The organism is Apibacter adventoris (assembly GCF_002964975.1).
GTDB classification, from domain to species: domain Bacteria; phylum Bacteroidota; class Bacteroidia; order Flavobacteriales; family Weeksellaceae; genus Apibacter; species Apibacter adventoris.
Genome location: NZ_PSZM01000047.1, coordinates 1 through 24109, shown reverse-complemented (window position 1 = coordinate 24109; position 24109 = coordinate 1). Strand labels below are relative to the sequence as shown.

Below are 24109 nucleotides of genomic sequence, written 5' to 3'. Positions count from 1 at the left end.
TTACTTTTGCATTTTGAAAAAACAAAAAGTAGGCCGCGTAGTTCAACTGGATAGAATATCAGATTTCGGCTCTGAGGGTTGAGGGTTCGAATCCTTCCGCGGTCACTAAGCATCAAAGTCCAAATAAGCAGGGACTTCAAAATAAAATTTAAAAGCATTTATAAATCATTGAAAAAGTGGTTTATAGATGCTTTTTTTGTTTATTATATTTATTTGAAATAATATGGAAAATACTTAAATTTTACAACTTTATGACACAATATGTGACACAAAAAAAATGTTTGTGCCAATGAATACAAAATTTATCATTCGGAATTATAAAAATCAGAAAGAGTTCTTAACTACTTTAGAAAACCTTAAATCTATTCTGGATTACCAGAACTAGGTTTTACCCTCAAATCCCTCTGTAAAATTACCCAAACCGCCCTGTTAGCGGAAATCTCGTTCCCCAATTACACCGAGATACTCAATGGGGCATTTACAACATTCTTTCCCTTATTCGCTCCCTTATCCCTAAAGATGAACTCGACCTGCTCAATTTACTCAGTAAATATTTGTCTAATATTTTGAGTACTATCTACAACTGCGAGAAGTTTTGTGTATCTTAGTTTATTCAAAAACCAAATATATTAACAATTTGTTCTTTTCCTAAAGATAATCCTACCGATATTAAATAATTATCAGGAGTTATTCCTATATAGCATTCTTTAGTTAAATAATGATAAGTAATATTATACTCCTCTATGGGTTTAAATAATATATTAATTGATACGTCACTTCTAAGAATAATCATAGGAGAAGAAAACTCTAAAACACTTTCATTAATCTCAATAAGGCAACTATAATAACTATTGTCTTCGGGTAAGCTTATTTTCTCAACTATTTTCACTGTATTTTCCTGTAAGGCTAACAAATCGACTTCCTTTAATTTTTTATCTCTCTTATTAAACCATAATTCTAGAAAATTTTCACCATTTAAGTTTCTACAATATATAGATTCTTCCTTATGCATTGAAGTATCCACTGTTAGTAAAAGGGGAATTCTATTAATATTATCATATACCTCAATATTTGATTTAGGTAAATTTGCCAATAATTCTAATTTTACTTTTATCATAATAAAAAATTAATGAATTGATCTAAAATGCTTCACTGCGGGTAACTCTCCCAAAGCCCTAGGTGCTCCAAACATAATTTCAAAAGCTAAAATGAATCTCTCAACATTTTAAATGCATTTTCACGTTTCTTAATAGGATCTTCATTATAAACCCCATAAGTAATACCAAAATATTCTTTTTGATAATATTTTTTCTTTTTAGCAATAAAGTTATTAGGTAGTACTATTATATAAGTATTATAATCTCTAACATTTTCATTATAGATATCTTTTAATTTATTTAGTTTTTCTGTATTAGCTTTTATTTTTTTTATTGCTTCTAGCGATTCTATATTCTTAGAATCGTTATGCTTTAATAACTTCAAATACTCCTTATTAACTTCGTACTCTCCAAAAATAAAACTTAGTGAACAACTATCATTTTTTTCTTTCTTCACTCCATTTATAACTAAAAATAAACTATCAACATTTATATTACTTTTATCATATACATTTACAATACTATCTAGTAAAATAATTCTTTTATTTCTAAACTCATAAAATTTACCCCAACTCTCCTCTACATTTACTAATTTTTCCTCCATATTAGACTTGACATGGTTAATATACATCCATGTTAAAAATATAATTAAAAGAAAAACTATCCCCAAACCTATACCAAAGTAAACTAATATTTTTTTCATAAATTTATTTTAATATTTACCACTAGCACCACCACCTCCAAACCCGCTATCTTTAGGCTTAGTGCTTAACTTACTATCATAAGTTTTTTCATCAAGCTTCTTAACAGTTTCTTCTATTGCTTTATTCTCTATTTGTAATCCTACTGCTTTTAATGCTAATTTTGCTGCTGCTACATAAAGATAATTGTCAAGTTTTGTTTGTTTCTTACCAGACTTATCTTGCAACATTCTTTTAGACTTATCTTCAGAATTTATATTGCCTTCTATCGCTTCTTTTATATCTTTTAAAGTACTTATAACTTGACTATAAACTTCATTAGCTTTTTTTGTGTCAGTATCTCCATAAGTATTTATAATTTTTTCCCTTGCTTTTGTTACCCACTCTCCTTTATCTGTTGTTTCTATTATAACATCAGCAGCAATAGAATAAGCCATAATTTTAGTAGAATTACTTTTATGTCTTTTAACTAAATCATTAACTAAATTAATTTTTTTCTCTTCTGCCCACTTATTAAACCATTCTATTTGTTTTCCATTTGGATATATATCTGATTGGGTTTCGATAGGTGTATCCATACGTATTAAGGTTTCCTGAGTTAAATACCCCCCATTATGTTGACCGTCTATGTAATGCTCTACTCCAAAAATTAAATTATAATCACTCAACGGATCCGTTGACAACCACACAGACTCCCTCGGGTTGTAATACCTGGTCCCGTAATAGTATAACCCCGTTTCCTCATCCAGTTCCTTGCCATTAAACAGGTAAGGGGTATTCCAAATCTGGTTCCTTTCCTCAATAAACTCCTACCCCTAAGATATAAACTTTTCTCTTTGAAATAGTTTTTTTATTTTTACAGCTCCAAATCGCAAATTTTATGAAAACAAAAAACTTAGCCTATAGGGCAGGGTGGCTTACTTGGAAACTAAAGCAACGCTTTTGCGAGCGTGGAACACCTAAACCTTATAGGTTTCTTATTTCCCAAATCGCATTTTTATGAACACAAAAAATTCTCATGAAAACAAAAACCCTAAAGAGTTCTTAACTACTTTAGAAAACCTTAAATCTATTCCGGATTACCAAAACCTTGGGTTTACCCTTAACTCTCTCTGTACTATTCTTAAAACTGCCCTGTTAAACCGTATGGAAGCTGATTTTAATGACTACGACCTGTACAACCTTATTTCTATTATTCAATCTCTCCTGCCTAACGAGGAACTGGAACTGCTCGACCTATTGAATAAAAGGTAATATAAAACCCCCGCTCGATGAGCGGGGGTTGGGTTATTTAGATAGATTTTTATTAATAAGTTTATATTATCAAATAAATGCTGACTTATGATAATTTATATATATAACTATACAAAAGCCAATAAGAAAAAATTAATATTAGAAAATTAATAATAGAAAACATCCATATTAACTTTTTGTTATTTATATTAAACATGAATATTACTAGAATAATTTGAATAATTAATAATGCTATATCAATAATTACTATTATAGGACCTGCAATAAAATTCCCTCTTGGAATTTTATTAACTAAATAAATTGGAACAATACACAATAAAATTAGTATAATAGAAACTAACCTTAATACTTTACTCCACTCCATTATTCTGTAATGTTTTTCCTAATTTTTCTATTTTACTATCTGCCTCTTTTCCAGGTCTTGCCAAATCAAAATGTGGTGCGTCATCACCTTCACCTATTCCTTGCAAAGATTGTGCCCCTCCTTTAATAAATTCCCACTCATTCTTAGGATTACTTAAATAATCTCCTTTTATATCATGGCGAATTATCTTACCTATCTTTCCTTCAGCTTCATACCCTTTAAGTGTTTTCATTAGATCATTATTATCTGAGGTCGGACTTCCTATTAGAATCAAGTTATCTACCTTATACCCTTTTTCAACTAAACCAATAGCTAATTGGGCCTGCATTACTGCTCCATAACTATATCCTGCTAGATTTAACTGTTCTCCTTCCGGTAATGGATTCTTTTTAAGATCATTAATAATCCCTTTTAATGCCCTCTGATATTGTTTATCATCTGAAGCTCTATGCTCATTAGGTCCACTAAACTCTCCATGAGTCCAGAATGACCGTTTATTTCTATATTTATTAACAAAATTTATATCTCCTGTCTTACCATGGGAAACATTAACTCTTCTAAAATTTTTTAATCCCAAACTTGTCCAAATTTTATTAAATCTATTTACATAATTCCAACCATCAACATCATTACCAGCTCCTGCTACAAAATAAATTCTCTTACCATCAGGATCTATTGCATTTACTGGATTATTCGACACATATGCATAAGGACTTACATTCGGGTACTTTTCCGCTAATGGATCCGTTGATAACCACACAGACTCCCTCGGGTTATAGTATCTCGCCCCGTAATAGTATAACCCCGTTTCCTCATCCAGTTCCTTGCCATTAAACAGGTAAGGGGTATTCCAACTCTGGTTTCTTTCCTCAATAAACATCTCCCCAAATGATCCGCATGATCATAATACTGCATCTTTTCTTATTCTTCATTCCCTTTGCCGATTCCGCCTCCATAGGCTTGGAGTTTTTTATCTTTGCCTACATAGCAAAAGCCTGCTCCGTTTACATATTCATTAGGGTCTTTTCCATGGTAAGGCACTTCAAAATAAGCCTTGAACATAACAACTGAGATATTTACAACGCTATTGTACTCCTTTAAATGCTCTGCATTAAGTAGGAAATTATTGAATAAAAAGCTATACTGATTAGCGGAGCTTTTTTATTATTTATTGAAATTATTTTTTTATATCATTAAACAAAATTTATTTAAGAGCAAAAAACTCATCTAAAAATTTCAAATCTTCCGCTAAATAAATAGAGTAATATCCTATATTTTCATTATTCAAAAAAACACCTAATTTTACATGTATTGATGGCGTTAGTACAATAGTATGATAAATAACCTCACTTATTAAAACTTCTTTAACTATTAAATCATTTACACTTACTTTATAATTATCAAATAATTCTTGTTGAACATCTATTTCATTAAGAATTTTACTAAAATAAGTTTTACTAATTGCAAATAATTCTCTTATAAAATCTTTATTATTTTTCATTAATGTCTCATTACTTTATCAAAAACTATATGTCCATTTTTATTCATATTACCATATATTCTAATATCACCACCTTTTCCTAATATTTTAATTTTATAAGTATAACCAGTGGCTTTAGCTTCTGATGCTAATTTAATAATCCCTTATTTTCCTGTAGAAGAAACAATTCTATTTTTTATAGCACTGGGCACCTTAGTTTGGATAGCTCTATCCAATGCCTGGAATTCCTTACGAACTTACTTACCTGAAATTTTATGCCCACTCTTTCCTTTTGATAAAATCATTATTCCTACCCCTGCTAATATAGCTAGTTCTCCTGTTATATTTCCTTCTTCTATTTTGTTTACTAACATAAGCTCATATTGCATCTGATAATCCCGGATCATATCCAAATCCTATATACATAAGCGGTTTATCAGTCAGTGGATACTTTTCTTTGAGAAATTGAATAGCCCCAAATCTTGCTAATATATTTAAATCCGTTGCTACATTGAATGGTCCATTTAAACTTTGTAAATCTATAGTTACACTAGCCTCTACTGTGAATTTCCCTCTGCCTACTTTATTTACAGTTCCTGCTCCTCCAAAATTCTTTTTATTATACTGCTCGTCACGTATTCCATTAAAATGCTTAAAAATATTATTCCATATCCCAGCTCCCTTTACCCAAGTATCTTTAGCTCCTGTTACCGTTACTCCAGAAAGTTCTTTTTCTGGAGGCTATGCAGGAGCTATTCCTGTAGGGGCTATATAATTAACTGGATTTAAAAAAAGCATATGCATAAGGACTAATATTAGGGTACTTTTCAGCAAGAGGATCCGTTGACAACCACACAGACTCCCTCGGATTGTAATACCTAGCCCCGTAATAGTATAACCCCGTTTCCTCATCCAGTTCCTTGCAATTAAACAGGTATGGGGTATTCCAACTCTGGTTCCTTTCTTCAATAAACACCTCCCTAAATGGTACATATGCTACATGCTGTACTATTTGTGCGTCTAAGTTAGTAATATTACTGCTACTTCCCAAATGATCCGCATGATTATAATACTGCATCTTTTCATATTCTTCATTCCCTTTGCCGATTCCGCTTCCATAGGCTTGGAGTTTTTTATCCTTTCCTTCACAGCAGAAACCTGCTCCGTTTACATAATCATTATGGTCTTTATTTAGAGAGTAAACTCCGTAAAATCTTCTCTTATCTTTTCTTTGAAACATACAGAACTCCAAGAACATTCCACATGGGATATTTACAATACCGTGGAACTCCTCAGATTGCTCTGCATAGAGGAAGAGATTATTTAATAATAAAAAAAAACCTTGCAGTGCAAAGGTTTTTTTTATTACCTATAGTTTTGTTATTTCTATAAAATCCTTTCCTACTTTTCTTACTGCATATCTTTTATCTTCTTCAAACTTTTCTAATCCTGTTATTTTCTTACAATTTTCAAATATTACCTTTCTAAATTTACTAATTAATAACAAGCTATCTATATTTGTTAAATTTCTACCATATGCAATATTCAATTCTTCTAAATCTTCCAATTGTTTTAGACCTTCCAAACTTTCTATATTGGTAAGATTCAATTCTAGTCTTTTAAGTTTTATATTTTCAGATAATAAATCTTCTAACAACTTATTCTTAGGATTATAATACCATACTATCAATTCTTCTAAACTATCTGTTTTATTTTCTATTTTACCTTTAAAACTTTTATAAGATAATAAGGATAAATATTTTAACTTAGGAAATCTTGAATAATCTAAATTCATCTTTACCTTGTCGCCTAGTAACAGGCTTTCTATATTGGGAAATTTTGGTATATCCACTTTAATAGTGGAAGATAATATACTCAATGAAGTAATGGATGTATTAGAAATCTTGTTTAATAATTCATATCCTACATTTATAAAATTTTTTATTATAATTTCATTTACTTTATATTTATCTACCAATTCCAACAAATCTAAATTATCCTTATACTCTCCTAAATCTATATATTCAACCGTTCTATCAACTAAAGGTAAGTCTGATTTATAAAGTTCAATCCTATTATCAATTTTTTCTTTTAAATCAATTAATAAAAAAAATAAATTATTTTTTTTATCATTTGCTAAAGCTACATGATACTTATTCATCTGTTTTTTATCTTTTTTAATTACCATTATCAGGATCTATCCTTTTCAACCTTGGATCATTATCTTGTTTCATATATTCCCTTCCTGGTGAATTCCTAATATTATAATTCTCCGGATTACGAAACCCTTGTGGGAACTTTTCTGTTCTATCCCCTTGCATCCTAATATATTCATCTTTAAATGCTTCTCTATCGCTATTATCCTTAGCCGGCATCCAATCCAATGAATATTCCCTATGTTACTGCAGTTAATTTATGCACAGAATACAGTTTATTGGCTACTATTTCTTTGGCCAGAATTGTTTCTCCTTCTATTTCCATGGGTTTATAAGTTACCGTTTTTACTTCTTTGCTAAACATTTTTGCTGGTAACTGATACTCTATCTTATCTATCTGGTCTATGCTTATTTTCATCCTTTTACCTCCTTTGGGCTTTAGCTTGATCTCTTTCATAAATTTCTTACCCTTAATTCTTACGCCTATGCCCATTACTTTTATCCGGGTATTGTTTACATTCATCATAGATCTGCCTTCTTTGATTTCTCCGTTTTTTAAATATACTTTGGAAGCTACTTTTATGCCTCCTGTTTGTGCGTTGACTCCTATTCCTATCAGGAATATTATACTCATTAGTAAAAACTTTTTCATAGTTGTTTTGTTTTATTAATTATTTTGTTTTTGTTATCTTTAAAACCCCTCGCAATTGCGAGGGGTATATTCTAATATTGACTACTAATTTATCTGATATTTTTAGAGATAGCTCTACATCTTTTCTACTCTAAATTTTATTGTATCTATTTTTATATTAAAAGATCTTGATTCTCCAGCCGTCGTTACTCCGTCAGTACTCCATGGATAGTAAATAGAATCATTTTTTATAATAAATACTCTTTGCAATATTGCCCAAGACATCTTTTTAGTCTTATCACAAGCAGTAATTACAAAAAATGCATCTCTTATAATTCCTCCTTTAGATTTTACTTTACAAGGACAATCTTTATTCATACTATAGCAATCTTTAAAAGGGGGCATATAAAAATGTTCTATATCATTCACTATTTTAGGAGGTTCTTTATAATTATATACTTCCTTAAACTTATTTCTCACATCTGAGGGTAATTCTTGATAAGTTATTTCTGTATAATAATCATTTCTAACCGGCCAAAACCATATAATAAATGATGTACAGAATATAACAACTAATAAAAGTTTAATTACTGATTTTTTTACTTTCATAATATAATTTTTTATTATTTCAAAATTTTTTCCACCTTAGGATACCAAACCTTTACATTTGCATCTGCATGTCCGCAATGGTTAGACATTCCGCAACCAAAAAAATCTTTTTTCAACTGATCTTTATACTCTATGCGTGAATTTTTATCTACATCTGAATAAAATTCCTTTAAAGCACTTGAACCTGTAAATTCCTGACCTAACCCAGCTACAAGATCTAATTTAGAATCTACTTGAATGGAATTAATATGAAGCTTTTCTATGGGTGTTAATCTATATGCCGACTCATTAGGTATGACAGGAACGTTAACCATCACTAAGTTTAGTTTACATTGATCATAGATTTACCTTCTTTGATCTCTCCGTTTTTTAAATATACTTTGGATGCTACTTTTATGCCTCTTGTTTGTCCATAAGCTACTATTCCTATCAGGAATAATAAGCCCAGTAGTAATAACTTTTTCATAGTTGTTTTGTTTTATTTTTTATTTTGTTTTTAATGTCTTTGAAACCCCTCGCAATTGTAAGGGGTTTTAAAAATATGGTGTTAATTAATACTCATTTATCAAAGTTAATAACATCTTCTTTTGTTTGAGATAGTGGTTTTAGTTCTTCTTGTTTAGGTTGAATATTGATGAGGAAGAATTCTTTTTTATGATCATCTTTAGTTCTGATTAACTGTAAATTATTTAACTTCATAAAATAATACTTACCTTTTAAAGAGTCTTTTATATATATTGTTACATATCTATTATTCCATCTACCAATTGAATCATTTCCTAATTTTAAAACTCCTGTATTCTCAAACCTTATAATTCTTTTATTATACTGTTGCTTATAATATGGAATATTTTGCAATTTTCCTTCTTTACTGTGTTTAACATTTATTATCTCCCAAATATTATCTACTAGTCTAGCAGAATCCATATCTATACCCTCAAAATTCTTTTCAATTATTATCTCTTTTTGAATTAGGGGTGTTTCAATTTTCTTGTTAGAAAAATCTTCTGTTTTCTTACATGTTGCTAATAACAAACAAAATAAACAAATACTAAAAACAACTTTATAATGATTCATATTTATATTTTGTATTTATTGGTCTTGGTTCTTCTGTTATATGTCCATGTTCATTAACTCTGTCTCCCTGTGTTAGTCTAAATAGTTTTGTATTAGGATTGTATGGAGATTATTGGTAAAATGGAACACTTACTTATTTTAAAGACTTAGTTAAATACAACGTTGATGTCAAAGAAACTACCTCTTCCTCATTTTTATAATACTTAACTCCTGGGCTTTGAAATATAAAAGCTCCTCTCTTATCAATATTTTTACCCATTACATAATACCTACATTCTAAAGTGTCTAATTTTAATGAAAATACAGTACTATTATCTCCATAGTTTTCACCTATTTTAATTCCACTACTATCAAATATACCCTCCTTAGAAATATTAATGCGGATTACTGTATCCTTACTAATTGTAGATCTTTGTCCCTTAACATGTTTTTTAATCATTATTCTCCTTACATCCCATTCTCCCAATAAAGTTTCATATTTCTCTATATTGGGCTCTCCCTTTTCTAAGGGTAAGTACCATTTCTTTATTTTATAATCATTTTTTTTAATAATATTCTCTTTCTTTTCAGAGCATGAAAGAAAAATTAAAAACCACATAAACAATATCAATTTATTTTGCATCTTGTATAGTTCTATTAAATTCCTTGATAACTTCTACGCGTTCCTTTACATCAATAGATTCATAAATTTTCTTTTTAACATCTGGTTGACTAGGTCTATAAAGTTTCGCTTCTTTTAAATCTGACATCCCTCCTAAAGACTCATTATATAAAAGAATGTCTGAGAGACTGCCATAATAAGCATCCGTGTCTCCCCCAAAAAAACTCTCCCACACCAATTTACCATCTTTTTTAACCGCTTCAATGATATGTCCTCCATTACCCCATAAATAAACATCCCCTTCTCTATAAGCTAACGTTTTAGTCTCTTTATATCCTGATGCCTTTAAAAATTTAGCTATATCTCCTCCTGGTATATAATACTCCCCTCCTGTCAAAACAAATCCTAAACAATTTGTTGAATATTGTATATCGTCCCGTTTAATAATATTATACCCATTACTATACTTTACCGTATAAAGCGCAGGCAATGTTGCATTACCTCTTTTTAACTGTGTTACTTCTGCATAAACCTGGGCATTAAATGTCTCTCCGTTCCCTATAAATTCTTTTGATAATTCCCCACCTAGCCAATATTGTTTTCTCTCTCCCATGATTATATCAGAAATAGATTGTTTTCCATTAGGATCTATTAAAAGCACCGGATTCTGATAACAATACCCATATGTATTTAAGTTAAATGAATTAAATACTCCTCCATTATGCTGCCCATCGATATAGTGTTCGAATTCATTTACAGGATTATAACCACTCAACGGATCCGTTGACAACCACACAGCCTCCCTCGGATTATAGTACCTAGCCCCGTAATAGTATAACCCCGTTTCCTCATCCAGTTCCTTGCCTTTAAACAGGTAAGGGGTATTCCAACTCTGGTTCCTTTCCTCAATTAACACCTCCCTAAATGGTACATATTCTACATGCTGTACTATTTGTGCGTCTAAGTTAGTAATATAACTGCTACTTCCCAAATGATCCGCATGATCATAATACTGCTTCTTTTCATATTCTTCATTCCCTTTGCCGATTCCTCCTCCATAGGCTTGGTGTTTTTTATCCTTTCCTTCACAGCAGAAACCTGCTCCGTTTACATAATCATTATGGTCTTTTCCATGGTAAGGTACTTCAAAATACGCATAGTGTCTTTACTTAGGGAGTAATCTCTGTAGATCTTCCCTTATCCTTTATTTGTAGCATAAGGAATTCCAAGAACACACTCAATGGGACATTTACAATATCCTTACCCTCATTCGCTCTATTATTCCCAAAGATGAACTTGAACTGCTCGATTTATTGGATAAAGATTCTTAAAATAATAAACCCCGCTATGAAGCGGGGTTCTGTTTTATTTGTTAATAATAATTCACATAGTTACGCAAGTATCTACACTTATGATACATTACCTCTTTACGGATCATACCTTAATAAATATTCAAAATTAAATATTTTATCATTCTTCTCATTATACAAAACTTTTCGTAAAGATTCCCACAGATTTACTTCTTTATCCTCTATAATTAAATCCGGATAGTAAAATACCTCTCCTAACTCATTATATCCTTTGTATATAACCCATTTTCCACTATATTTTCTTTTTAGATATTCTCCAAAATAAACTAACAAAGGTATTTCATACTTTTGAGTACCACTATAAGACACTTCAGGACTTACATAATTTTCTAAATCTGAAATAGATATGTCCTCTATATTAACTACATTTCCAAATATCTCATCAAATATAATATTCAAATAATATTCAATATTACTTTGAAAATTAAGAATTCTTAATTCATCTTGAATATAATTTTTAGCTAATAAATATTCAGAATTTTGATAAAGATCTTCTAACTTATTTGGTAAAAGCACTCTCTTATTTAATGCTAAATAATATTCTCTCAATTCCTCATAACTATTAAACAAATAAATTTCATCTTTATCCTTTAAATTTTTTTCTATAAATAAATTACTATTTATTAGGTATACATAAGAGTAATTATTATTTGTAATTAACGGTAAAATTGTATAAAAAGGTTTATCATATCCTCTATAAAAAAATTCTAGATCTTTATCATGTTCTTTTATTTGCTTATTCTCCTCAATAAACCTATAATATTCTGATTGACTTAACTTTATCTGTCCCATAATCATTATTGAAACTAAAAAATAAACTATTATATAAATAATTTTCATGTATCTCAATTTAATGCAATACACTTGTATTTCCAGATGGCATAGAGCTATAAATTGGAGACCAATTATCTATTTCCGTATCTGATTGATTACCAAAAAATGAAGTTTTCCTCTCCCTAAATTCAATATTTATACCAACTCCATCATCTGACTTTTTGTAATAGGGAACATATTGATGAAAATCTATAGAATTAGCAAAAGCATCAGTACTAATCTCCGAAACATCTGTGATTTCAGGAAGTGTAACTAAATTGAATCTTCCTCTTTTATCAAATATGTTATAAGATCCTGTGACTTTCTTATTTACATGATATTGTTCTAAATAATCAATATATGCTTGTAATTGTCCATTTTTATCAGATAACCTTAATATACCAATATTTTTCTTTGCTGTTGTGACTTCCGACAAACTAAGATTAGTTTTAGTTATTGTTCTAAATTTCACTTCTCCTTCCCAAATCATATAATGATGATCATATTCTAATTTACCATCAGGTTTGAATACTTTACCTCCTGCTGTTTTTAATTGAGATACATTAGAGCTGTACTTATGTCTACTAAGCAAACTAATATTAGTCGTATTATATCTTCCCCATAATTTTTCTAATCCTTTTTCTGCTCCTGCACTTGGATACATTATTTGTATATCTCCATAGCGCATCGGCTGCCAACAATCTGTAGGAGGCCATCTTAAAGCCTTATTACCATCAGGATCTATATGATTTAATGGAGAACTATTTACATACTCATATGGAGATCTTCCTACTGCCTCTTCAAACATCGGAGCCACACTTAAAAAGATAGACTCCCTCGGGTTATAGTATCTAGCCCCGTAATAGTATAACCCCGTTTCCTCATCCAGTTCCTTGCCATTAAACAAATAAGGGGTATTCCTACTCTGGTTCCTTTCCTCAATAAACACCTCTCCAAACGGTACATATGCTACATGCTGTACTATTTGTGCGTCTAAGTTAGTAATATAACTGCTACTTCCCAAATGATCCGCATGATCATAATACTGCTTCTTTTCATATTCTTCATTCCCTTTGCCGATTCTGCCTCCATAGGCTTGGTGTTTTTTATCTTTGCCTGCACAATAGAAACCTGCTCCGTTTACATTATCATTATGGGCTTTTCCGGTAAAGCTCTTCAAAATAGGTTTAGTGGTTTTTATTTAGGTAGTAACATAAATCTTCTCTTACCCTCTCTTTGGAACATATAGAACTCTCCGAGCTCTTTAAAAATAGTAAATTTATAATATCCACCAAATTATCCGCTCAGTCATTTCTGAGGATGAAATGGAGTTGTTGGATCTGTTCAATAAAGAATAGTAAAATGAAGAACCCCGCCATAAAGCAGGGTTTGTTATTTTATAAAACTTACAGATGTAATCTATTGCTTTTGTTTTAACTATTATTTATCATCACATTAAACATATAATATGGATATAATTACCATCCCTTCTATTTGTAATAAGGAAAATATATATTTTGCCATTTCTTAATATAATCATCTAAAGGTATTTCCCAAAAAAAAGCAGATGGACAAAACCCTATAATTTCTCCTACTAAGTCTGAAAATTTTTCTTCATTAATTTTATCATTATCGTCTAATAATGCAAGTTCTCTTGTATATAGATCATTAACAAATGCTTCTATATCTTTTTTCTTTATTCCTTGTTCCTTATATTTGTTCAATTCTTTAAAAAAATTAATAACAAAATCCTCATACTCAGATCCAGTTAGATTCTTAATATTATTATAATTTAAACTGTTAGAAATGTTTTCCTTAATTTCATCTATCTTACTAGTTTCCATAATGGTGCTGTAGATTTAATTCTTATATCAAATTCTTGTACATTCATCCAATAAGCTGGAATAATTATAGAATAATTACCATTTATTAATACAGGTAATAAACTACAAGCTGGTAAAGATTTTATATTTATTCTAAACAAAGTTGTTTTAGGAAGATTAGAAAACGGTACTTGAGGAATTACATTTCCTATCCCTAAAGTTGTTGACAAACCCTGTAAAGAAGATGGATAAACATAATCTATCCCCATCTTACCTTCAACTTCTTTTGACCTTATTCCTAATTTATTTGCTCCTTCACCTAATGTAAGTAATCCACCTGTTGAAGTCATATTTCTATATAGATATATCTCTGATACATTAGGATCCTGAGCAATAACATAATCTTCCAACTTCTAAGTTTGTCTCCTGTCAAAGCAAGCATCATTAACCATGGAGATACTCTTGCCAAGGTACTTCAGTATAGTAGCAACTGTTCCAACTCTTCTTGAAGCTGTTTCTCCTATTGTTACAGCCCCCGACACTACAGATGCACTCTCCGAAATATTGCAGTCATTATCATTCCTGCATATCTCTCTGACAGGTATTCCTGCTTCTATAATACCCCTATTCCCACTATCAGATGTTCCTTTACTTGTATTACTTCCAAAAACTCTCTTAAAAAATCACTTACTGGTTGATATATATTTCTGCCAAACCAGCTCATTTTTGGAGGATCTTCACCTTCTGGTAACAACCCAGTAGGATCTGTAAACCTAATTGGGTTTTGATAAGTATACTGATACGGAGTCATCGTTTCTTCAAACATCGGATTCACACTCAACCACACAGACTCCCTCGGGTTGTAATACCTAGCTCCATAATAGTATAACCCCGTTTCCTCATCCAGTTCCTTGCCATTAAACAGGCAAGGGTATTCCAACTCTGGTTCCTTTCCCCAATAAACACCTCCCCAAACGGTACATATTCTACATGCTGTACTATTTGTGCGTCTAAGTTAGTAATATAGCTGCTACTTCCCAAATGATCTGCATGATCATAATACTGCTTCTTTTCATATTCTTCATTCCTTTTGCCTATTCCTCCCCCATAGGTTTGAAGTTTTTTATCTTTGCCTGCACAGCAAAAGCCTGCTCCGTTTACATAATCATTATGGTCTTTTCCTTGGTAAGGCACTTCAAAATACGCATAGTTGTCTATTTATAATATTATTGAACTCCTCAAATTAGTGCATGGATGAAGGAGATTAGTTAAATAAAAAACCCCGCACTTAACGGGGTTTCTTTTATTTTAATTTATAATTCTCCAATATCTATCGGTAAACACTTCAACCCTTCCTTTAATTTATTTTTTTCGTAAAATTCTCTTTCAAAGCTATTCCTTTCATTATATGGATAATATTTTATCTTATATTTAGACATATTTACTTCTATTGATTTATTATAATCATTTGAAATAATATAATCATATTTCGATTGTTTATCTATTACTATTGTAACTGCATTTACATTACTAGTTTTTATATAATTATCCTTAGGTTTAAACCAACTAGTATATTTACCTGGAATTATATAAGCCCCTTCTGATGTTTTCCATACTGTTATACAGTTATTTGATGTTAAACAAAAATATTCTCTTTCTTGAAATAAATACAATATACCACTCCCAATTATTGTAATGATAAATATCAAAATAATTATTATCTGTTTTTTCATTATATTTCAATTACTTTGGTCCAAAAGAAATAACACGTTGCGCTTTAGCCCTCTTTACTTCTTCTAAAGATTTACTATATGCCCTTTTAAAAGCATTCATACCTGCAGTATGACCTACTCTTTGAGCTCTTTGAGTAGGTTGCCCTTCGACCTGCCATTTACCAGATTTCCAATTTTTCCCTTGTATTGTTTGTAAGCCATCAAAAGCTATCCTAGCAACTCTCCATGGAATTCCTTTACGCCCTGCTACATATCCTGCTGCTGCATTTCCAAAATCCCTTGCTGAAGCAAACGTTGCAAGATTATCATTTGATAATTTCATTTCATCTATTGAAAATAACATTCCACGATAATTATACTGTGTTTTGGTCATACCTCCAGGTTTTTAAACAAATCCTCTAGCCTTAAAATCATAAAGCTCTCCCCCTGTAGCATTTCTCATATATTCAATTAATCCCAATCCATTAGGATTATTAATAATTTCATTATTCATAAAATCATTTCCACTCATATCTCCAGGATTGATTATAGCTCCTATTGCAGGCTGACCTTCATATAATAAAAATGAATATTCTGTAAACGATTGTTCGACAACTTCATCTGTTCTATTCCCTTTTCTATCCATTACATAGATATTTCTATCATTATCAGCTTCTCCTGCTACTACTGTATAACTTCCATCCTCATTTTTAGTAACTCCTGTCCACTCTCCCTCCATCCCCGTAGGGTCAGTAAACCTAATTGGATTTTGATAAGTATACTGATACGGAGTCATCGTTTCTTCAAACATCGGATCTACACTTAAAAAGATAGACTCCCTCGGATTGTAATACCTAGCCCCGTTTCCTCATCCAGTTCCTTGCCATTAAACAGGTAAGGGGTATTCCTACTCTGGTTCCTTTCCTCAATAAAAACCTCCCCAAACGGTACATATGCTACATGCTGTACTATTTGCGCGTCTAAGTTAGTAATATAACTGCTACTTCCCAAATGATCCGCATGATCATAATACTGCATCTTTTCATATTCTTCATTCCCTTTGCCGATTCCGCCTCCATAGGCTTGGTGTTTTTTATCATTGCCTGCACAGCAGAAGCCTGCTCCGTTTACATAATCATTATGGTCTTTATTTAGGGAGTATCCTCTGTAATTATTCTCTTATCCTTTCTTTGTAGCATAAGGAATTCCAAGAACACATCCAATGGGATATTTACAATATCCTGCAACTCATTCGCTCCTTTGTCCCTAAGGATGAGTTAGAGTTGTTGGATTTACTCAATAAAGAACCTTAAAAAGAAAAAACCCGCGAAATGCGGGGTTCTTTATTGGGTTATTTATGTTTTTATTAGATCTTCTAATTTCACTATTCATTTATCAAAGTCAATTGTATCTTGCTTTTTTAACAAAGTATTAATAGTTGTTTCCTTTTCTATATACTTTTTTATTTTATCAGGAACTTTATCTCTGAAAAATAAAAGTTCTACCGATAAATAACCCTCAATACTATCATTTTTATAATATTGATATTGCATACTTTTTAATGCAAAATATTTCTCTCTTGAAAAATTTATTCTTCTTAAATAATATTCCCCATTCAAGGTATCTAATCTATTAAAAATAAAAATTCTATTATTATCAGGTTTTCGATAAGCTATTAATAAATTATTTTCTTCTATACCTATATTCGAAATTTTAATATTTAAACTTTTATCTACTTCTTTTTCATCTTCAAATACACATTTATTACTAATTAACTTTTTTCTCAAAATAATTTTTCTTAAAGTCCACTCACCTTCAATAAATTCATTTTCCCGATCACTCGTTTTACCAAACCCTGTTATTTGAATCCTACACACCTTATCCCTTACACTACCATTAGTGCATGAAAAAGTAAATGAAATAACTACAATATAAATAATTATAAACTTAATTACTTCCATAAATTCCCTTATATTTTTTAACTATTGGCTTTATCTTTAGATTTATATTTCTTATCTACAACATCTGGTTTAGTAGGTCTAAACAATGAAGCATTATTTACATCTCCATAAATTGACCCACCAACTTCACTATTATAGTATATTACATCCTCTAAAGAGCCATAATATAGCGATTCTGAACCAGCAAAAAAAGTCTACCAAACTAAATTCTCTCCCTTTTTAACAGCTTCTATAATATGTCCATCCCATAATAATATATCTCCTTCTCTAAACATATTTGTTCGATTATCCTTTATATGGTTATAGCCTGAATTTAATATAATATGACCCTATTTCTTTAAACTCATTTTCAACAAAATACTCTCCACCTGTCAATACATATCCATAACAATTTGTAGAATTAGCAATCTCTGCACTAGAATTTTTATTTATTTTAGAAAATTTACTATCATTATCTACTTTTTTAGCATGAGTTGAATATACAAGATTTAAAGAACGTTTATGATTTACACTAGTCATAACCCCTGTATGAGCTAAGATTACTGATGTATGACTTTCTCCTGCCGCAATAGGTATTTGTTCATTACCCTTGACATTTAAATTAACTAAAATTTGCAGTCTTCTTGATATCACCCCTTTAGGCCCTGGCCCTTCCTCTGGCTCCATTCCCGTTGGGTCAGTAAACCTAATTGGATTTTGATACGTATATTGATACGGAGTCATCGTTTCTTCAAACATTGGATCTACACTTAAAAAGATAGATTCCCTCGGGTTATAGTATCTGGCTCCGTAATAGTATAACCCCGTTTCCCCATCCAACTCTTTTCCTTTAAACAGGTAAGGGATATTCCAACTCTGGTTCCTTTCCTCAATAAACACCTCCCCAAATGGTACATATTCTACATGCTGTACTATTTGTGCGTCTAAGTTAGTAATATAACTGATTCTGCCCAAATAATCCGCATTATCATAATACTGAATCTTTTCATATTATTCATTTCCTTTGTTGATTCCGCCTCCATAGGCTTGGAGTTTTTTATCTTTGCCTGCACAGCAGAAGCCTGCTACGTTTACATAATCATTATGGTCTTTTCCATGGTAAGGTTCAAAATACGCATAGTGGTCTTTACTTAGGGATTATCCTCTGTAATTCTTCTCTTATTCTTTCTTTGTAGCATAAGGAATTCCAAGAACACATCCAATGGGATATTTATAATATCCTTACCCTCATTCGCTCTCTTATTCCAAAGATGAACTGGAACTATTGGATTTAATTAATAAAGACCTTGAAAACAAAAAGCGACCGATTTATCGGTCGCTTTCTTTTTAAATATTTACTGCAATATTTGTCTTTAATTTTAGGGAAATCTAATTTGGGGGAAGTTTTTATTAAAATAATATCAACCAACCATAACTTAATTTAGAAATTTAACTTTCCCAAAATTCTGAATTAGGATTTAATTCTTTTGATATTTCAGCCTCTAAATGAAAATCTATATCCAAGTCACTATTTTTGTATATATATGCTTTCTTTTCATAACAAGACCTAATAGTCCGTATCCATGATTCTAAAGAATCATAGATTGAAACAAAATTATTACTTAATGTTATGGCTGGAGCTAAAATATACAATCGTCCTATAGTTGAACTATTCTCATCCAAATCTATAAATACATTATCTGTTAAGGATTGTATTATGGGAAGTTTTTTTCCATAAATTTTATTTGTACTTTGATCTAAAAGATATAAACTTACAACTGATTCTATATCTATAAAATTCCCATAAGAAAATAAATCTATAAACGTTCCATCATAAACTTTAGATCCATCTAATCCTCCTTTCCATAAATATAAACTAACTAAACTTTCATTAATTACTAAGTTTTGACTCAATAATAAATTCTCTATCTTTATTTGACTTTCTATTTCCTTATAGACAGACATAGGATAACCTATTTTTCTTAATGTCTCTTCTAATGTAATAAGTTCTTTTTCTATCATGATTTAACTTTAATATTCTTTTACGATTCTACAATTACCCTCCTAAAAGCATTCCTATTGTTATAAGTATCCCCATAGCCGTTCCTAAGATACCTATATTTTTTACCCCTTCCTTTGCTCCAGGTATTGCTTTCTGAGTACTAGTAGGAGAAACACTTGGTTGTTCAACTGTCTATGGTTGAGGTTTGGGTTCCTTAACTTTAGGAATAAGAATTATATTAAATTTATCCCCCGTTTTCATTTTATTTGTAACTACCAAACTACCTAAATAACCACCATGTAACATATTTTCACTAGCAGGAACAGAATTAACTGCTGCCTCTTTTCCTCCCTCTTTTGTAGAAGCATACGGATATTCATCTAAATTTTGTTCTGGTATTTTAGTCAATCCGCTAGCTGTTTGTGCAGCTCTTCTTCTCTTTCTAGCTTCTGATCGATCTGAATCATAAGTTAATAATGTAGGATTTCCTTTTGCTATACCCATTTGGTGGGTTTTGTATACATTAGACCACGTAGCCTCAGATATATATACGTTTATTATTTGAGGAGATTTCTCCTGCTTCCCATTCGGATCTACATAAAGAATCGGATTCTGTAGGCAATACATATATGTATTATGGTTAAATGAGTTGTAAACTCCTCCATTATGTTCACCATCAATATAATGCTCATCCTCTAATATTGGATTATAACCACTCAACGGATCCGTTGACAACCAAACAGACTCCCTCGGGTTATAGTATCTCGCTCCCCGTAATAGTATAACCCCGTTTCCTCAACCTGTTCCTTGCCATTAAACAGGTAAGGGGTATTCCAACTCTGGTTCCTTTCCTCAATAAACACCTCTCCAAATGGTACATATTCTACATGCTGTACTATTTGTGCGTCTAAGTTAGTAATATAACTGCTACTTCCCAAATGATCCGCATGATAATAATACTGCATCTTTTCATATTCTTCATTCCCTTTGCCGATTCCGCATCCGTAGGCTTGGAGTTTTTTATCCTTTCCTTCACAGCAGAAGCCTGCTCCGTTTACATAATCATTATGGTCTTTTCCATGGTAAGGTACTTCAAAATAGGCATGGTTGTCTTTATTTAGGGAGTAACCTTTGCAAGTCCTCCCTTATCCTCTCTTTGGATCATAAAGAACTCTCCTAATACTTTAAAAATAAGACATTTACAATATATTTTCTCTTATTCAATCTATCCTGCCCAACGATGAACTGGAACTGCTTGATCTGTTAAACAAAGAATAAAAACAAAAGCGACCGATATGTATCGGTCGCTTTTGTTTTTATTTATTACTCTTTGCCTAACTTTTTAATAGCAAATTAAGGCTTGATTATTTATTATATAAAATTTTAATTAGTTTATATTAATATTAGGAATATAGTCTATAATATCACTATTATTTTCCACATCAAATATTTCTACTTTTGAAAAATAATGATTTGATTCTATATTATCTCCTCCACTAAAAACACTAATAAATGTCTTATTTACTTCGATAGAACTTAAATATTTTAAATACTCAAAATATTTAATAATACTTTGATCTTTCATAGCATCTAAATTACTTACAATAATATCTTTCTCTAAGCCAAAAATTACTGTAGATAAACATTTCAATTCATAATGATTTAGTTTTTTTATACCATACTTTCTTGCATTCTCTATAATTTCATCTAATTTATATTTTGAATTATCTAAATATTCTATTTGGTTTATTTCTTTATATTCTTCTCTCAATTGATATGACTGCCATTGTTCAATATATACTTTTCTATAAAACATAATTTCAGCTTTATATTTAATAAAGAAATCATTAAAAACATATGGAACTTTAATAAAATAAAATTTCCCTGATTCAAAATCATATTTATCTATAATATAATTATCTACCTTTATTTCCTTTACAATTTCAATATCTATCATATCTTACTTTATTCTTTTGCACTAAATTTATATACTTTACCTTCAGGCATTTTAAACACACTTTCTCCTTCTTTTATCAAAGCATCCACATATTTACTAGACCTCTTCTCTGCTTGATATAACAATGCTGCTGTCATATTATGATTTTCCTCATTAACATAGATAACTCCCTCATGTATAAAGTATCCCAATTTTCCTTTAGTATCGTAACCTGTACTAGAAATCATTTTTTCATAAATTTTTCAACTATTGAATGGCTTCTTACCCCATCTTGAAGACTCATAATTTTTCTAGAACTTGCTAGGCTTTCTATTTTACTCACATTTTTACCTACTAAAGTCTCAATAATTTCTACTGTAGCACTTGTCTTACTAACAGACTTAATGACTGTCCCTGCACCTTCAGTTGCTAATACAATTGAGGCTTCTGCTGCTTTCTTCCCTGTTATTTCGCCTGGCTCCATAAAAATCTCCTGTTGCTGCTTTATAAGTTGCTTTAAAATAGTCATATTGCCCAAGAGTAAAAGAATTACCTAACACATCCTCATAATCCTCCCATGAATAATTACTTACTGTCTCCTTAAGTGTCTTTACTGGTTGTGTTACTAACTTATAACCAGCCTTAAATGTTCCTACAAATCCATCCTTTAACCCTGCTACAAACCCATTCTTTGTTTGCTTTCCATTGGGATCTACATAAATAACCAGATTTTGATAAGTATAAGCATTAAGATTTCCTGAGTTATAACCCCCTCCGTTATGTTGACCATCAATATAATGTTCTTGCTCAAATACAGGATTATATCCGCTCAACGGGTCGGTAGATAACCACACGGATTCTCTCGGATTGTAATACCTAGCCCCGTAATAGTATAACCCCGTTTCCTCATCCAGTTCCTTGCCATTAAACAGGTATGGGGTATTCCAACTCTGGTTCCTTTCTTCAATAAACACCTCCCTAAATGGTACATATGCTACATGCTGTACTATTTGTGCGTCTAAGTTAGTAATATTACTGCTACTCCCAAATGATCCGCAACGTTTATTATATCAACTCTTACGCTCCCTTATTCCTAAAGATCAACTGAATCTACTGGATTTGTTGGACTAGGAGTAATACCCCCTCGCAATTGCAAGGAGTTTTCTCTAATTTTATTCTTTTCCTATACTCTTTAAATATTTTTTTATTTTTTGTCCCAGTTTATAATTTTTAGTTCCTTTTTCAAAATTTGGCAACCCTTCTTTTTTATTTATTAAATCTGTTACTGTCTTCTTCTTACCATTTATTAGCAGTAAACAATACTTGGGTATTTCTGCCTTCTTATCTACTATTAAATAATAGGCTACTTCCATATTTTGTTGTATAATAGCTTCTGTTATTGCTCTATATCCGGGATATTGTATATCTTTATTAACATCTGCTCCTGATTCTACTAAAACTTTAACTACACTTAGGCATCCCCCACGAGAGGCTAAAGATAATGGGGTTTCTTTGTAAAAAAATTTATCTGTAAAACCATTTGCATTCGACTCTGAACCTTTTATTTCAAAATTAACATCCCCTCCATACTTTATAAGAAGTTCTAATACCTTTGTGTTACATTTATCTTTTTTATAAGAACCTGTACATGCTACTAATAAGGGGGTTGTTGGACTCCCTTTTTCAAGATTACTCAACTGATTAGGATTTGCCCCTAATTTTAGTAATGTTTCTACGGATCTGGGTAAATTATTAGCAACAGCATTCATTAGTATTGTATTTCCATATTCTGGGTCATAGTATTCTAAATCAAGATTCCCTTGTTTTACTAATTCTTTAATCTTTTCTTCGTCTTGATTTTTTACCGCTTTTGATAAAGATTCTAATGGGGTATTTTTAAAGTTATTTAAATCAAATCCCGGCACATAATAATATTGACAACTATATATCTTCGTTGATATAATTAATATAGCTATTATTTTAAATACTTTACTCATTTTTACCATTTTATATTAGGATTAAATCGTTGCTTTGCTTCATCGCTTGCCCGCTGTTGTTCAGGTGTAAGCATCTTATCTACAGCCTCTACCATATTATCTATACTATGTCCATTCCATTTCCCATTTTTTGAAGCTGGAGTAACATAGTGTCGAGTTCCATCAACTGAAGGTAATATAGTTACCATATTTTGCACTAGGTTTAATGGATCAGTGGTCATAACATAAGCATCAATAGTTTCTTTATAACTTTTAAATATAGATTTGAACCTTAGATGACTTCTTTTAGTTGATTTTCTTAGTCTATGCTTATTTCACCTTTTTGCCTCCTTTGGGCTTTAACCTGATCTCTTTCATAAGTTCCTTGCCCTTAATTCTTACACCTACGTCCATTACTTTTATCCAGCTATTGTTTATTGATCATAGTCTACTTTCTTTGATCTCTCCGTTTTTTAAACATACTTTGGAGGCTACTTTTATGCCTCCTGTTTGTGCGTTGACTCCTATTTCTATCAGGAATATTATACTTAGTAGTAATAACTTTTT

At 31.0% G+C, this 24109-nt stretch carries 40 protein-coding genes and 1 tRNA gene; 4 read left to right on the top strand and 37 right to left on the bottom strand.

Features of this window, described 5'->3' with window-relative positions; genetic code table 11:
* Positions 1–31 precede the first annotated feature (31 nt).
* Positions 32–105: transfer RNA gene (locus C4S77_RS12625), tRNA-Arg, on the top strand.
* Between the two features lie 508 nt (positions 106–613).
* On the opposite strand, the gene C4S77_RS12620 is transcribed toward C4S77_RS12625, so the two are convergent.
* From C4S77_RS12620 to C4S77_RS12610, 3 genes are all read right to left on the bottom strand, one after another.
* Complete coding sequence (locus C4S77_RS12620; RefSeq protein ID WP_105247861.1) at positions 614–1117, bottom strand: hypothetical protein; 504 nt, start codon at positions 1115–1117, stop codon at positions 614–616.
* Between the two features lie 86 nt (positions 1118–1203).
* Positions 1204–1800: a LemA family protein gene (locus C4S77_RS12615; protein ID WP_105247860.1), complete on the bottom strand. Its 597-nt coding sequence runs from the start codon at positions 1798–1800 to the stop codon at positions 1204–1206.
* 9 nt (positions 1801–1809) lie between these two features.
* Positions 1810–2583, bottom strand: coding sequence for an RHS repeat-associated core domain-containing protein (locus C4S77_RS12610; RefSeq protein WP_260210109.1), 774 nt, complete (start codon positions 2581–2583; stop codon positions 1810–1812).
* Between the two features lie 214 nt (positions 2584–2797).
* Here C4S77_RS12610 and C4S77_RS12605 point away from each other — a divergent pair, with 214 nt between their 5' ends.
* Positions 2798–3052, top strand: a complete 255-nt coding sequence (locus C4S77_RS12605; protein ID WP_105247858.1) for a hypothetical protein — start codon at positions 2798–2800, stop codon at positions 3050–3052.
* A gap of 350 nt (positions 3053–3402) precedes the next feature.
* Here the strand turns inward: C4S77_RS12605 and C4S77_RS12595 are convergent, their stop codons facing one another.
* The 3 genes from C4S77_RS12595 to C4S77_RS12590 all read right to left on the bottom strand — a co-directional run bounded on the left by C4S77_RS12595 (position 3403) and on the right by C4S77_RS12590 (position 4917).
* The gene (locus tag C4S77_RS12595) at positions 3403–4296 is read right to left on the bottom strand and encodes an RHS repeat domain-containing protein (protein WP_221405140.1); all 894 of its coding nucleotides are present in this window, start codon (positions 4294–4296) and stop codon (positions 3403–3405) included.
* Between the two features lie 41 nt (positions 4297–4337).
* Positions 4338–4478: a hypothetical protein gene (locus C4S77_RS13270; RefSeq protein ID WP_221405139.1), complete on the bottom strand. Its 141-nt coding sequence runs from the start codon at positions 4476–4478 to the stop codon at positions 4338–4340.
* A 142-nt stretch (positions 4479–4620) separates the two neighbouring features.
* On the bottom strand, positions 4621–4917 hold the full coding sequence (locus tag C4S77_RS12590; RefSeq protein ID WP_105247856.1) for a hypothetical protein: 297 nt from the start codon (positions 4915–4917) through the stop codon (positions 4621–4623).
* 108 nt (positions 4918–5025) lie between these two features.
* On the opposite strand from C4S77_RS12590, the gene C4S77_RS12840 reads away from it, so the two are divergent.
* Positions 5026–5289 (top strand): hypothetical protein, encoded by a 264-nt coding sequence (locus C4S77_RS12840; protein ID WP_146106128.1) that lies wholly within the window; start codon positions 5026–5028, stop codon positions 5287–5289.
* Positions 5290–5407: 118 nt separating this feature from the next.
* Positions 5408–5671 (top strand): hypothetical protein, encoded by a 264-nt coding sequence (locus tag C4S77_RS12585; RefSeq protein ID WP_146106127.1) that lies wholly within the window; start codon positions 5408–5410, stop codon positions 5669–5671.
* Here the strand turns inward: C4S77_RS12585 and C4S77_RS13495 are convergent, their stop codons facing one another.
* The 31 genes from C4S77_RS13495 to C4S77_RS12440 form a co-directional block, all read right to left on the bottom strand.
* On the bottom strand, positions 5672–6136 hold the full coding sequence (locus tag C4S77_RS13495; protein ID WP_317614922.1) for an RHS repeat domain-containing protein: 465 nt from the start codon (positions 6134–6136) through the stop codon (positions 5672–5674). It abuts the gene before it with no gap.
* A 129-nt stretch (positions 6137–6265) separates the two neighbouring features.
* Complete coding sequence (locus tag C4S77_RS12575; RefSeq protein WP_146106126.1) at positions 6266–7057, bottom strand: hypothetical protein; 792 nt, start codon at positions 7055–7057, stop codon at positions 6266–6268.
* 16 nt (positions 7058–7073) lie between these two features.
* Positions 7074–7271, bottom strand: a complete 198-nt coding sequence (locus tag C4S77_RS12570; RefSeq protein ID WP_105247852.1) for a hypothetical protein — start codon at positions 7269–7271, stop codon at positions 7074–7076.
* A gap of 19 nt (positions 7272–7290) precedes the next feature.
* Entirely contained in the window at positions 7291–7704 is a 414-nt protein-coding gene (locus C4S77_RS12565) for a hypothetical protein (protein WP_146106125.1), read from the bottom strand.
* A gap of 114 nt (positions 7705–7818) precedes the next feature.
* Positions 7819–8292 carry a hypothetical protein gene (locus C4S77_RS12560; protein WP_105247850.1) on the bottom strand — a complete coding sequence of 158 codons (474 nt, stop codon included), beginning with the start codon at positions 8290–8292 and terminating at the stop codon, positions 7819–7821.
* A gap of 14 nt (positions 8293–8306) precedes the next feature.
* A complete protein-coding gene (locus C4S77_RS12555; RefSeq protein ID WP_105247849.1) occupies positions 8307–8606 on the bottom strand; it encodes a hypothetical protein in 300 nt (99 codons plus the stop codon).
* 8 nt (positions 8607–8614) lie between these two features.
* Positions 8615–8758 (bottom strand): hypothetical protein, encoded by a 144-nt coding sequence (locus tag C4S77_RS13090; RefSeq protein WP_181042897.1) that lies wholly within the window; start codon positions 8756–8758, stop codon positions 8615–8617.
* 92 nt (positions 8759–8850) lie between these two features.
* A complete protein-coding gene (locus tag C4S77_RS12550) occupies positions 8851–9369 on the bottom strand; it encodes a hypothetical protein (protein WP_146106123.1) in 519 nt (172 codons plus the stop codon).
* A 133-nt stretch (positions 9370–9502) separates the two neighbouring features.
* Positions 9503–9967 (bottom strand): hypothetical protein, encoded by a 465-nt coding sequence (locus tag C4S77_RS12545; RefSeq protein WP_146106122.1) that lies wholly within the window; start codon positions 9965–9967, stop codon positions 9503–9505.
* Between the two features lie 13 nt (positions 9968–9980).
* On the bottom strand, positions 9981–10961 hold the full coding sequence (locus tag C4S77_RS12540) for an RHS repeat domain-containing protein (RefSeq protein WP_221405138.1): 981 nt from the start codon (positions 10959–10961) through the stop codon (positions 9981–9983).
* A 436-nt stretch (positions 10962–11397) separates the two neighbouring features.
* On the bottom strand, positions 11398–12180 hold the full coding sequence (locus tag C4S77_RS12535) for a hypothetical protein (RefSeq protein WP_146106121.1): 783 nt from the start codon (positions 12178–12180) through the stop codon (positions 11398–11400).
* A gap of 10 nt (positions 12181–12190) precedes the next feature.
* Entirely contained in the window at positions 12191–13333 is a 1143-nt protein-coding gene (locus C4S77_RS12530; protein ID WP_221405137.1) for an RHS repeat domain-containing protein, read from the bottom strand.
* Between the two features lie 310 nt (positions 13334–13643).
* Positions 13644–13997, bottom strand: a complete 354-nt coding sequence (locus C4S77_RS12525; RefSeq protein WP_105247843.1) for a hypothetical protein — start codon at positions 13995–13997, stop codon at positions 13644–13646.
* On the bottom strand, positions 13979–14386 hold the full coding sequence (locus C4S77_RS12520; RefSeq protein WP_105247842.1) for a hypothetical protein: 408 nt from the start codon (positions 14384–14386) through the stop codon (positions 13979–13981). The genes C4S77_RS12525 and C4S77_RS12520 overlap by 19 nt, the downstream gene beginning before the upstream one ends.
* Positions 14387–14589: 203 nt before the next feature.
* Positions 14590–14916, bottom strand: a complete 327-nt coding sequence (locus tag C4S77_RS13260) for an RHS repeat domain-containing protein (RefSeq protein ID WP_317614921.1) — start codon at positions 14914–14916, stop codon at positions 14590–14592.
* Positions 14814–15170 carry a hypothetical protein gene (locus C4S77_RS13440; RefSeq protein ID WP_260210078.1) on the bottom strand — a complete coding sequence of 119 codons (357 nt, stop codon included), beginning with the start codon at positions 15168–15170 and terminating at the stop codon, positions 14814–14816. The genes C4S77_RS13260 and C4S77_RS13440 overlap by 103 nt, the downstream gene beginning before the upstream one ends.
* A 119-nt stretch (positions 15171–15289) precedes the next feature.
* Positions 15290–15709, bottom strand: coding sequence for a hypothetical protein (locus tag C4S77_RS12510; RefSeq protein ID WP_105247841.1), 420 nt, complete (start codon positions 15707–15709; stop codon positions 15290–15292).
* Between the two features lie 10 nt (positions 15710–15719).
* Positions 15720–16082, bottom strand: a complete 363-nt coding sequence (locus tag C4S77_RS12505) for a hypothetical protein (RefSeq protein WP_105247840.1) — start codon at positions 16080–16082, stop codon at positions 15720–15722.
* A gap of 12 nt (positions 16083–16094) precedes the next feature.
* Positions 16095–16499: a hypothetical protein gene (locus C4S77_RS13255; RefSeq protein WP_105247839.1), complete on the bottom strand. Its 405-nt coding sequence runs from the start codon at positions 16497–16499 to the stop codon at positions 16095–16097.
* A gap of 11 nt (positions 16500–16510) precedes the next feature.
* The gene (locus C4S77_RS13250; RefSeq protein WP_105247838.1) at positions 16511–16726 is read right to left on the bottom strand and encodes an RHS repeat domain-containing protein; all 216 of its coding nucleotides are present in this window, start codon (positions 16724–16726) and stop codon (positions 16511–16513) included.
* A gap of 350 nt (positions 16727–17076) precedes the next feature.
* Positions 17077–17649: a hypothetical protein gene (locus tag C4S77_RS12490; RefSeq protein WP_146106120.1), complete on the bottom strand. Its 573-nt coding sequence runs from the start codon at positions 17647–17649 to the stop codon at positions 17077–17079.
* A 300-nt stretch (positions 17650–17949) separates the two neighbouring features.
* Complete coding sequence (locus C4S77_RS12485; RefSeq protein ID WP_181042896.1) at positions 17950–18603, bottom strand: RHS repeat domain-containing protein; 654 nt, start codon at positions 18601–18603, stop codon at positions 17950–17952.
* Between the two features lie 474 nt (positions 18604–19077).
* The gene (locus C4S77_RS12480; RefSeq protein WP_105247835.1) at positions 19078–19650 is read right to left on the bottom strand and encodes a hypothetical protein; all 573 of its coding nucleotides are present in this window, start codon (positions 19648–19650) and stop codon (positions 19078–19080) included.
* Between the two features lie 172 nt (positions 19651–19822).
* Entirely contained in the window at positions 19823–20365 is a 543-nt protein-coding gene (locus C4S77_RS12475; RefSeq protein WP_146106119.1) for a NucA/NucB deoxyribonuclease domain-containing protein, read from the bottom strand.
* Positions 20347–20595 (bottom strand): RHS repeat domain-containing protein, encoded by a 249-nt coding sequence (locus C4S77_RS12470; protein ID WP_105247833.1) that lies wholly within the window; start codon positions 20593–20595, stop codon positions 20347–20349. The genes C4S77_RS12475 and C4S77_RS12470 overlap by 19 nt, the downstream gene beginning before the upstream one ends.
* 422 nt (positions 20596–21017) lie before the next feature.
* On the bottom strand, positions 21018–21587 hold the full coding sequence (locus C4S77_RS12465) for a hypothetical protein (RefSeq protein WP_105247832.1): 570 nt from the start codon (positions 21585–21587) through the stop codon (positions 21018–21020).
* Positions 21588–21595: 8 nt separating this feature from the next.
* Positions 21596–21814, bottom strand: a complete 219-nt coding sequence (locus C4S77_RS12460; RefSeq protein WP_105247831.1) for a ParB N-terminal domain-containing protein — start codon at positions 21812–21814, stop codon at positions 21596–21598.
* Positions 21811–22050: a hypothetical protein gene (locus C4S77_RS12455; RefSeq protein WP_105247830.1), complete on the bottom strand. Its 240-nt coding sequence runs from the start codon at positions 22048–22050 to the stop codon at positions 21811–21813. The genes C4S77_RS12460 and C4S77_RS12455 overlap by 4 nt, the downstream gene beginning before the upstream one ends.
* Complete coding sequence (locus C4S77_RS12450) at positions 21989–22540, bottom strand: RHS repeat-associated core domain-containing protein (protein ID WP_221405136.1); 552 nt, start codon at positions 22538–22540, stop codon at positions 21989–21991. The genes C4S77_RS12455 and C4S77_RS12450 overlap by 62 nt, the downstream gene beginning before the upstream one ends.
* Positions 22541–22738: 198 nt before the next feature.
* Positions 22739–23563: an ankyrin repeat domain-containing protein gene (locus C4S77_RS12445; RefSeq protein WP_181042895.1), complete on the bottom strand. Its 825-nt coding sequence runs from the start codon at positions 23561–23563 to the stop codon at positions 22739–22741.
* 2 nt (positions 23564–23565) lie between these two features.
* On the bottom strand, positions 23566–23784 hold the full coding sequence (locus C4S77_RS12440) for a hypothetical protein (RefSeq protein ID WP_105245813.1): 219 nt from the start codon (positions 23782–23784) through the stop codon (positions 23566–23568).
* Positions 23785–24109 lie beyond the last annotated feature (325 nt).

What these genes read in the sequence shown, in the direction of transcription:
- C4S77_RS12620 (WP_105247861.1), bottom strand. Translation starts at nt 1,117, where the DNA reads ATGATAAAAGTAAAATTAGAATTATTGGCAAATTTACCTAAATCAAAT.
- C4S77_RS12615 (WP_105247860.1), bottom strand. Translation starts at nt 1,800, where the DNA reads ATGAAAAAAATATTAGTTTACTTTGGTATAGGTTTGGGGATAGTTTTT.
- C4S77_RS12605 (WP_105247858.1), top strand. Translation starts at nt 2,798, where the DNA reads ATGAACACAAAAAATTCTCATGAAAACAAAAACCCTAAAGAGTTCTTA.
- C4S77_RS12595 (WP_221405140.1), bottom strand. Translation starts at nt 4,296, where the DNA reads ATGTTTATTGAGGAAAGAAACCAGAGTTGGAATACCCCTTACCTGTTT.
- C4S77_RS13270 (WP_221405139.1), bottom strand. Translation starts at nt 4,478, where the DNA reads ATGTTCAAGGCTTATTTTGAAGTGCCTTACCATGGAAAAGACCCTAAT.
- C4S77_RS12590 (WP_105247856.1), bottom strand. Translation starts at nt 4,917, where the DNA reads ATGAAAAATAATAAAGATTTTATAAGAGAATTATTTGCAATTAGTAAA.
- C4S77_RS13495 (WP_317614922.1), bottom strand. Translation starts at nt 6,136, where the DNA reads ATGTTTCAAAGAAAAGATAAGAGAAGATTTTACGGAGTTTACTCTCTA.
- C4S77_RS12575 (WP_146106126.1), bottom strand. Translation starts at nt 7,057, where the DNA reads ATGAATAAGTATCATGTAGCTTTAGCAAATGATAAAAAAAATAATTTA.
- C4S77_RS12570 (WP_105247852.1), bottom strand. Translation starts at nt 7,271, where the DNA reads ATGCCGGCTAAGGATAATAGCGATAGAGAAGCATTTAAAGATGAATAT.
- C4S77_RS12565 (WP_146106125.1), bottom strand. Translation starts at nt 7,704, where the DNA reads ATGAAAAAGTTTTTACTAATGAGTATAATATTCCTGATAGGAATAGGA.
- C4S77_RS12560 (WP_105247850.1), bottom strand. Translation starts at nt 8,292, where the DNA reads ATGAAAGTAAAAAAATCAGTAATTAAACTTTTATTAGTTGTTATATTC.
- C4S77_RS12555 (WP_105247849.1), bottom strand. Translation starts at nt 8,606, where the DNA reads ATGGTTAACGTTCCTGTCATACCTAATGAGTCGGCATATAGATTAACA.
- C4S77_RS13090 (WP_181042897.1), bottom strand. Translation starts at nt 8,758, where the DNA reads ATGAAAAAGTTATTACTACTGGGCTTATTATTCCTGATAGGAATAGTA.
- C4S77_RS12550 (WP_146106123.1), bottom strand. Translation starts at nt 9,369, where the DNA reads ATGAATCATTATAAAGTTGTTTTTAGTATTTGTTTATTTTGTTTGTTA.
- C4S77_RS12545 (WP_146106122.1), bottom strand. Translation starts at nt 9,967, where the DNA reads ATGTGGTTTTTAATTTTTCTTTCATGCTCTGAAAAGAAAGAGAATATT.
- C4S77_RS12535 (WP_146106121.1), bottom strand. Translation starts at nt 12,180, where the DNA reads ATGAAAATTATTTATATAATAGTTTATTTTTTAGTTTCAATAATGATT.
- C4S77_RS12525 (WP_105247843.1), bottom strand. Translation starts at nt 13,997, where the DNA reads ATGGAAACTAGTAAGATAGATGAAATTAAGGAAAACATTTCTAACAGT.
- C4S77_RS12510 (WP_105247841.1), bottom strand. Translation starts at nt 15,709, where the DNA reads ATGAAAAAACAGATAATAATTATTTTGATATTTATCATTACAATAATT.
- C4S77_RS12505 (WP_105247840.1), bottom strand. Translation starts at nt 16,082, where the DNA reads ATGACCAAAACACAGTATAATTATCGTGGAATGTTATTTTCAATAGAT.
- C4S77_RS13255 (WP_105247839.1), bottom strand. Translation starts at nt 16,499, where the DNA reads ATGTTTGAAGAAACGATGACTCCGTATCAGTATACTTATCAAAATCCA.
- C4S77_RS13250 (WP_105247838.1), bottom strand. Translation starts at nt 16,726, where the DNA reads ATGCAGTATTATGATCATGCGGATCATTTGGGAAGTAGCAGTTATATT.
- C4S77_RS12490 (WP_146106120.1), bottom strand. Translation starts at nt 17,649, where the DNA reads ATGGAAGTAATTAAGTTTATAATTATTTATATTGTAGTTATTTCATTT.
- C4S77_RS12480 (WP_105247835.1), bottom strand. Translation starts at nt 19,650, where the DNA reads ATGATAGAAAAAGAACTTATTACATTAGAAGAGACATTAAGAAAAATA.
- C4S77_RS12470 (WP_105247833.1), bottom strand. Translation starts at nt 20,595, where the DNA reads ATGCAGTATTATTATCATGCGGATCATTTGGGAAGTAGCAGTTATATT.
- C4S77_RS12465 (WP_105247832.1), bottom strand. Translation starts at nt 21,587, where the DNA reads ATGATAGATATTGAAATTGTAAAGGAAATAAAGGTAGATAATTATATT.
- C4S77_RS12460 (WP_105247831.1), bottom strand. Translation starts at nt 21,814, where the DNA reads ATGATTTCTAGTACAGGTTACGATACTAAAGGAAAATTGGGATACTTT.
- C4S77_RS12455 (WP_105247830.1), bottom strand. Translation starts at nt 22,050, where the DNA reads ATGGAGCCAGGCGAAATAACAGGGAAGAAAGCAGCAGAAGCCTCAATT.
- C4S77_RS12445 (WP_181042895.1), bottom strand. Translation starts at nt 23,563, where the DNA reads ATGAGTAAAGTATTTAAAATAATAGCTATATTAATTATATCAACGAAG.
- C4S77_RS12440 (WP_105245813.1), bottom strand. Translation starts at nt 23,784, where the DNA reads ATGACCACTGATCCATTAAACCTAGTGCAAAATATGGTAACTATATTA.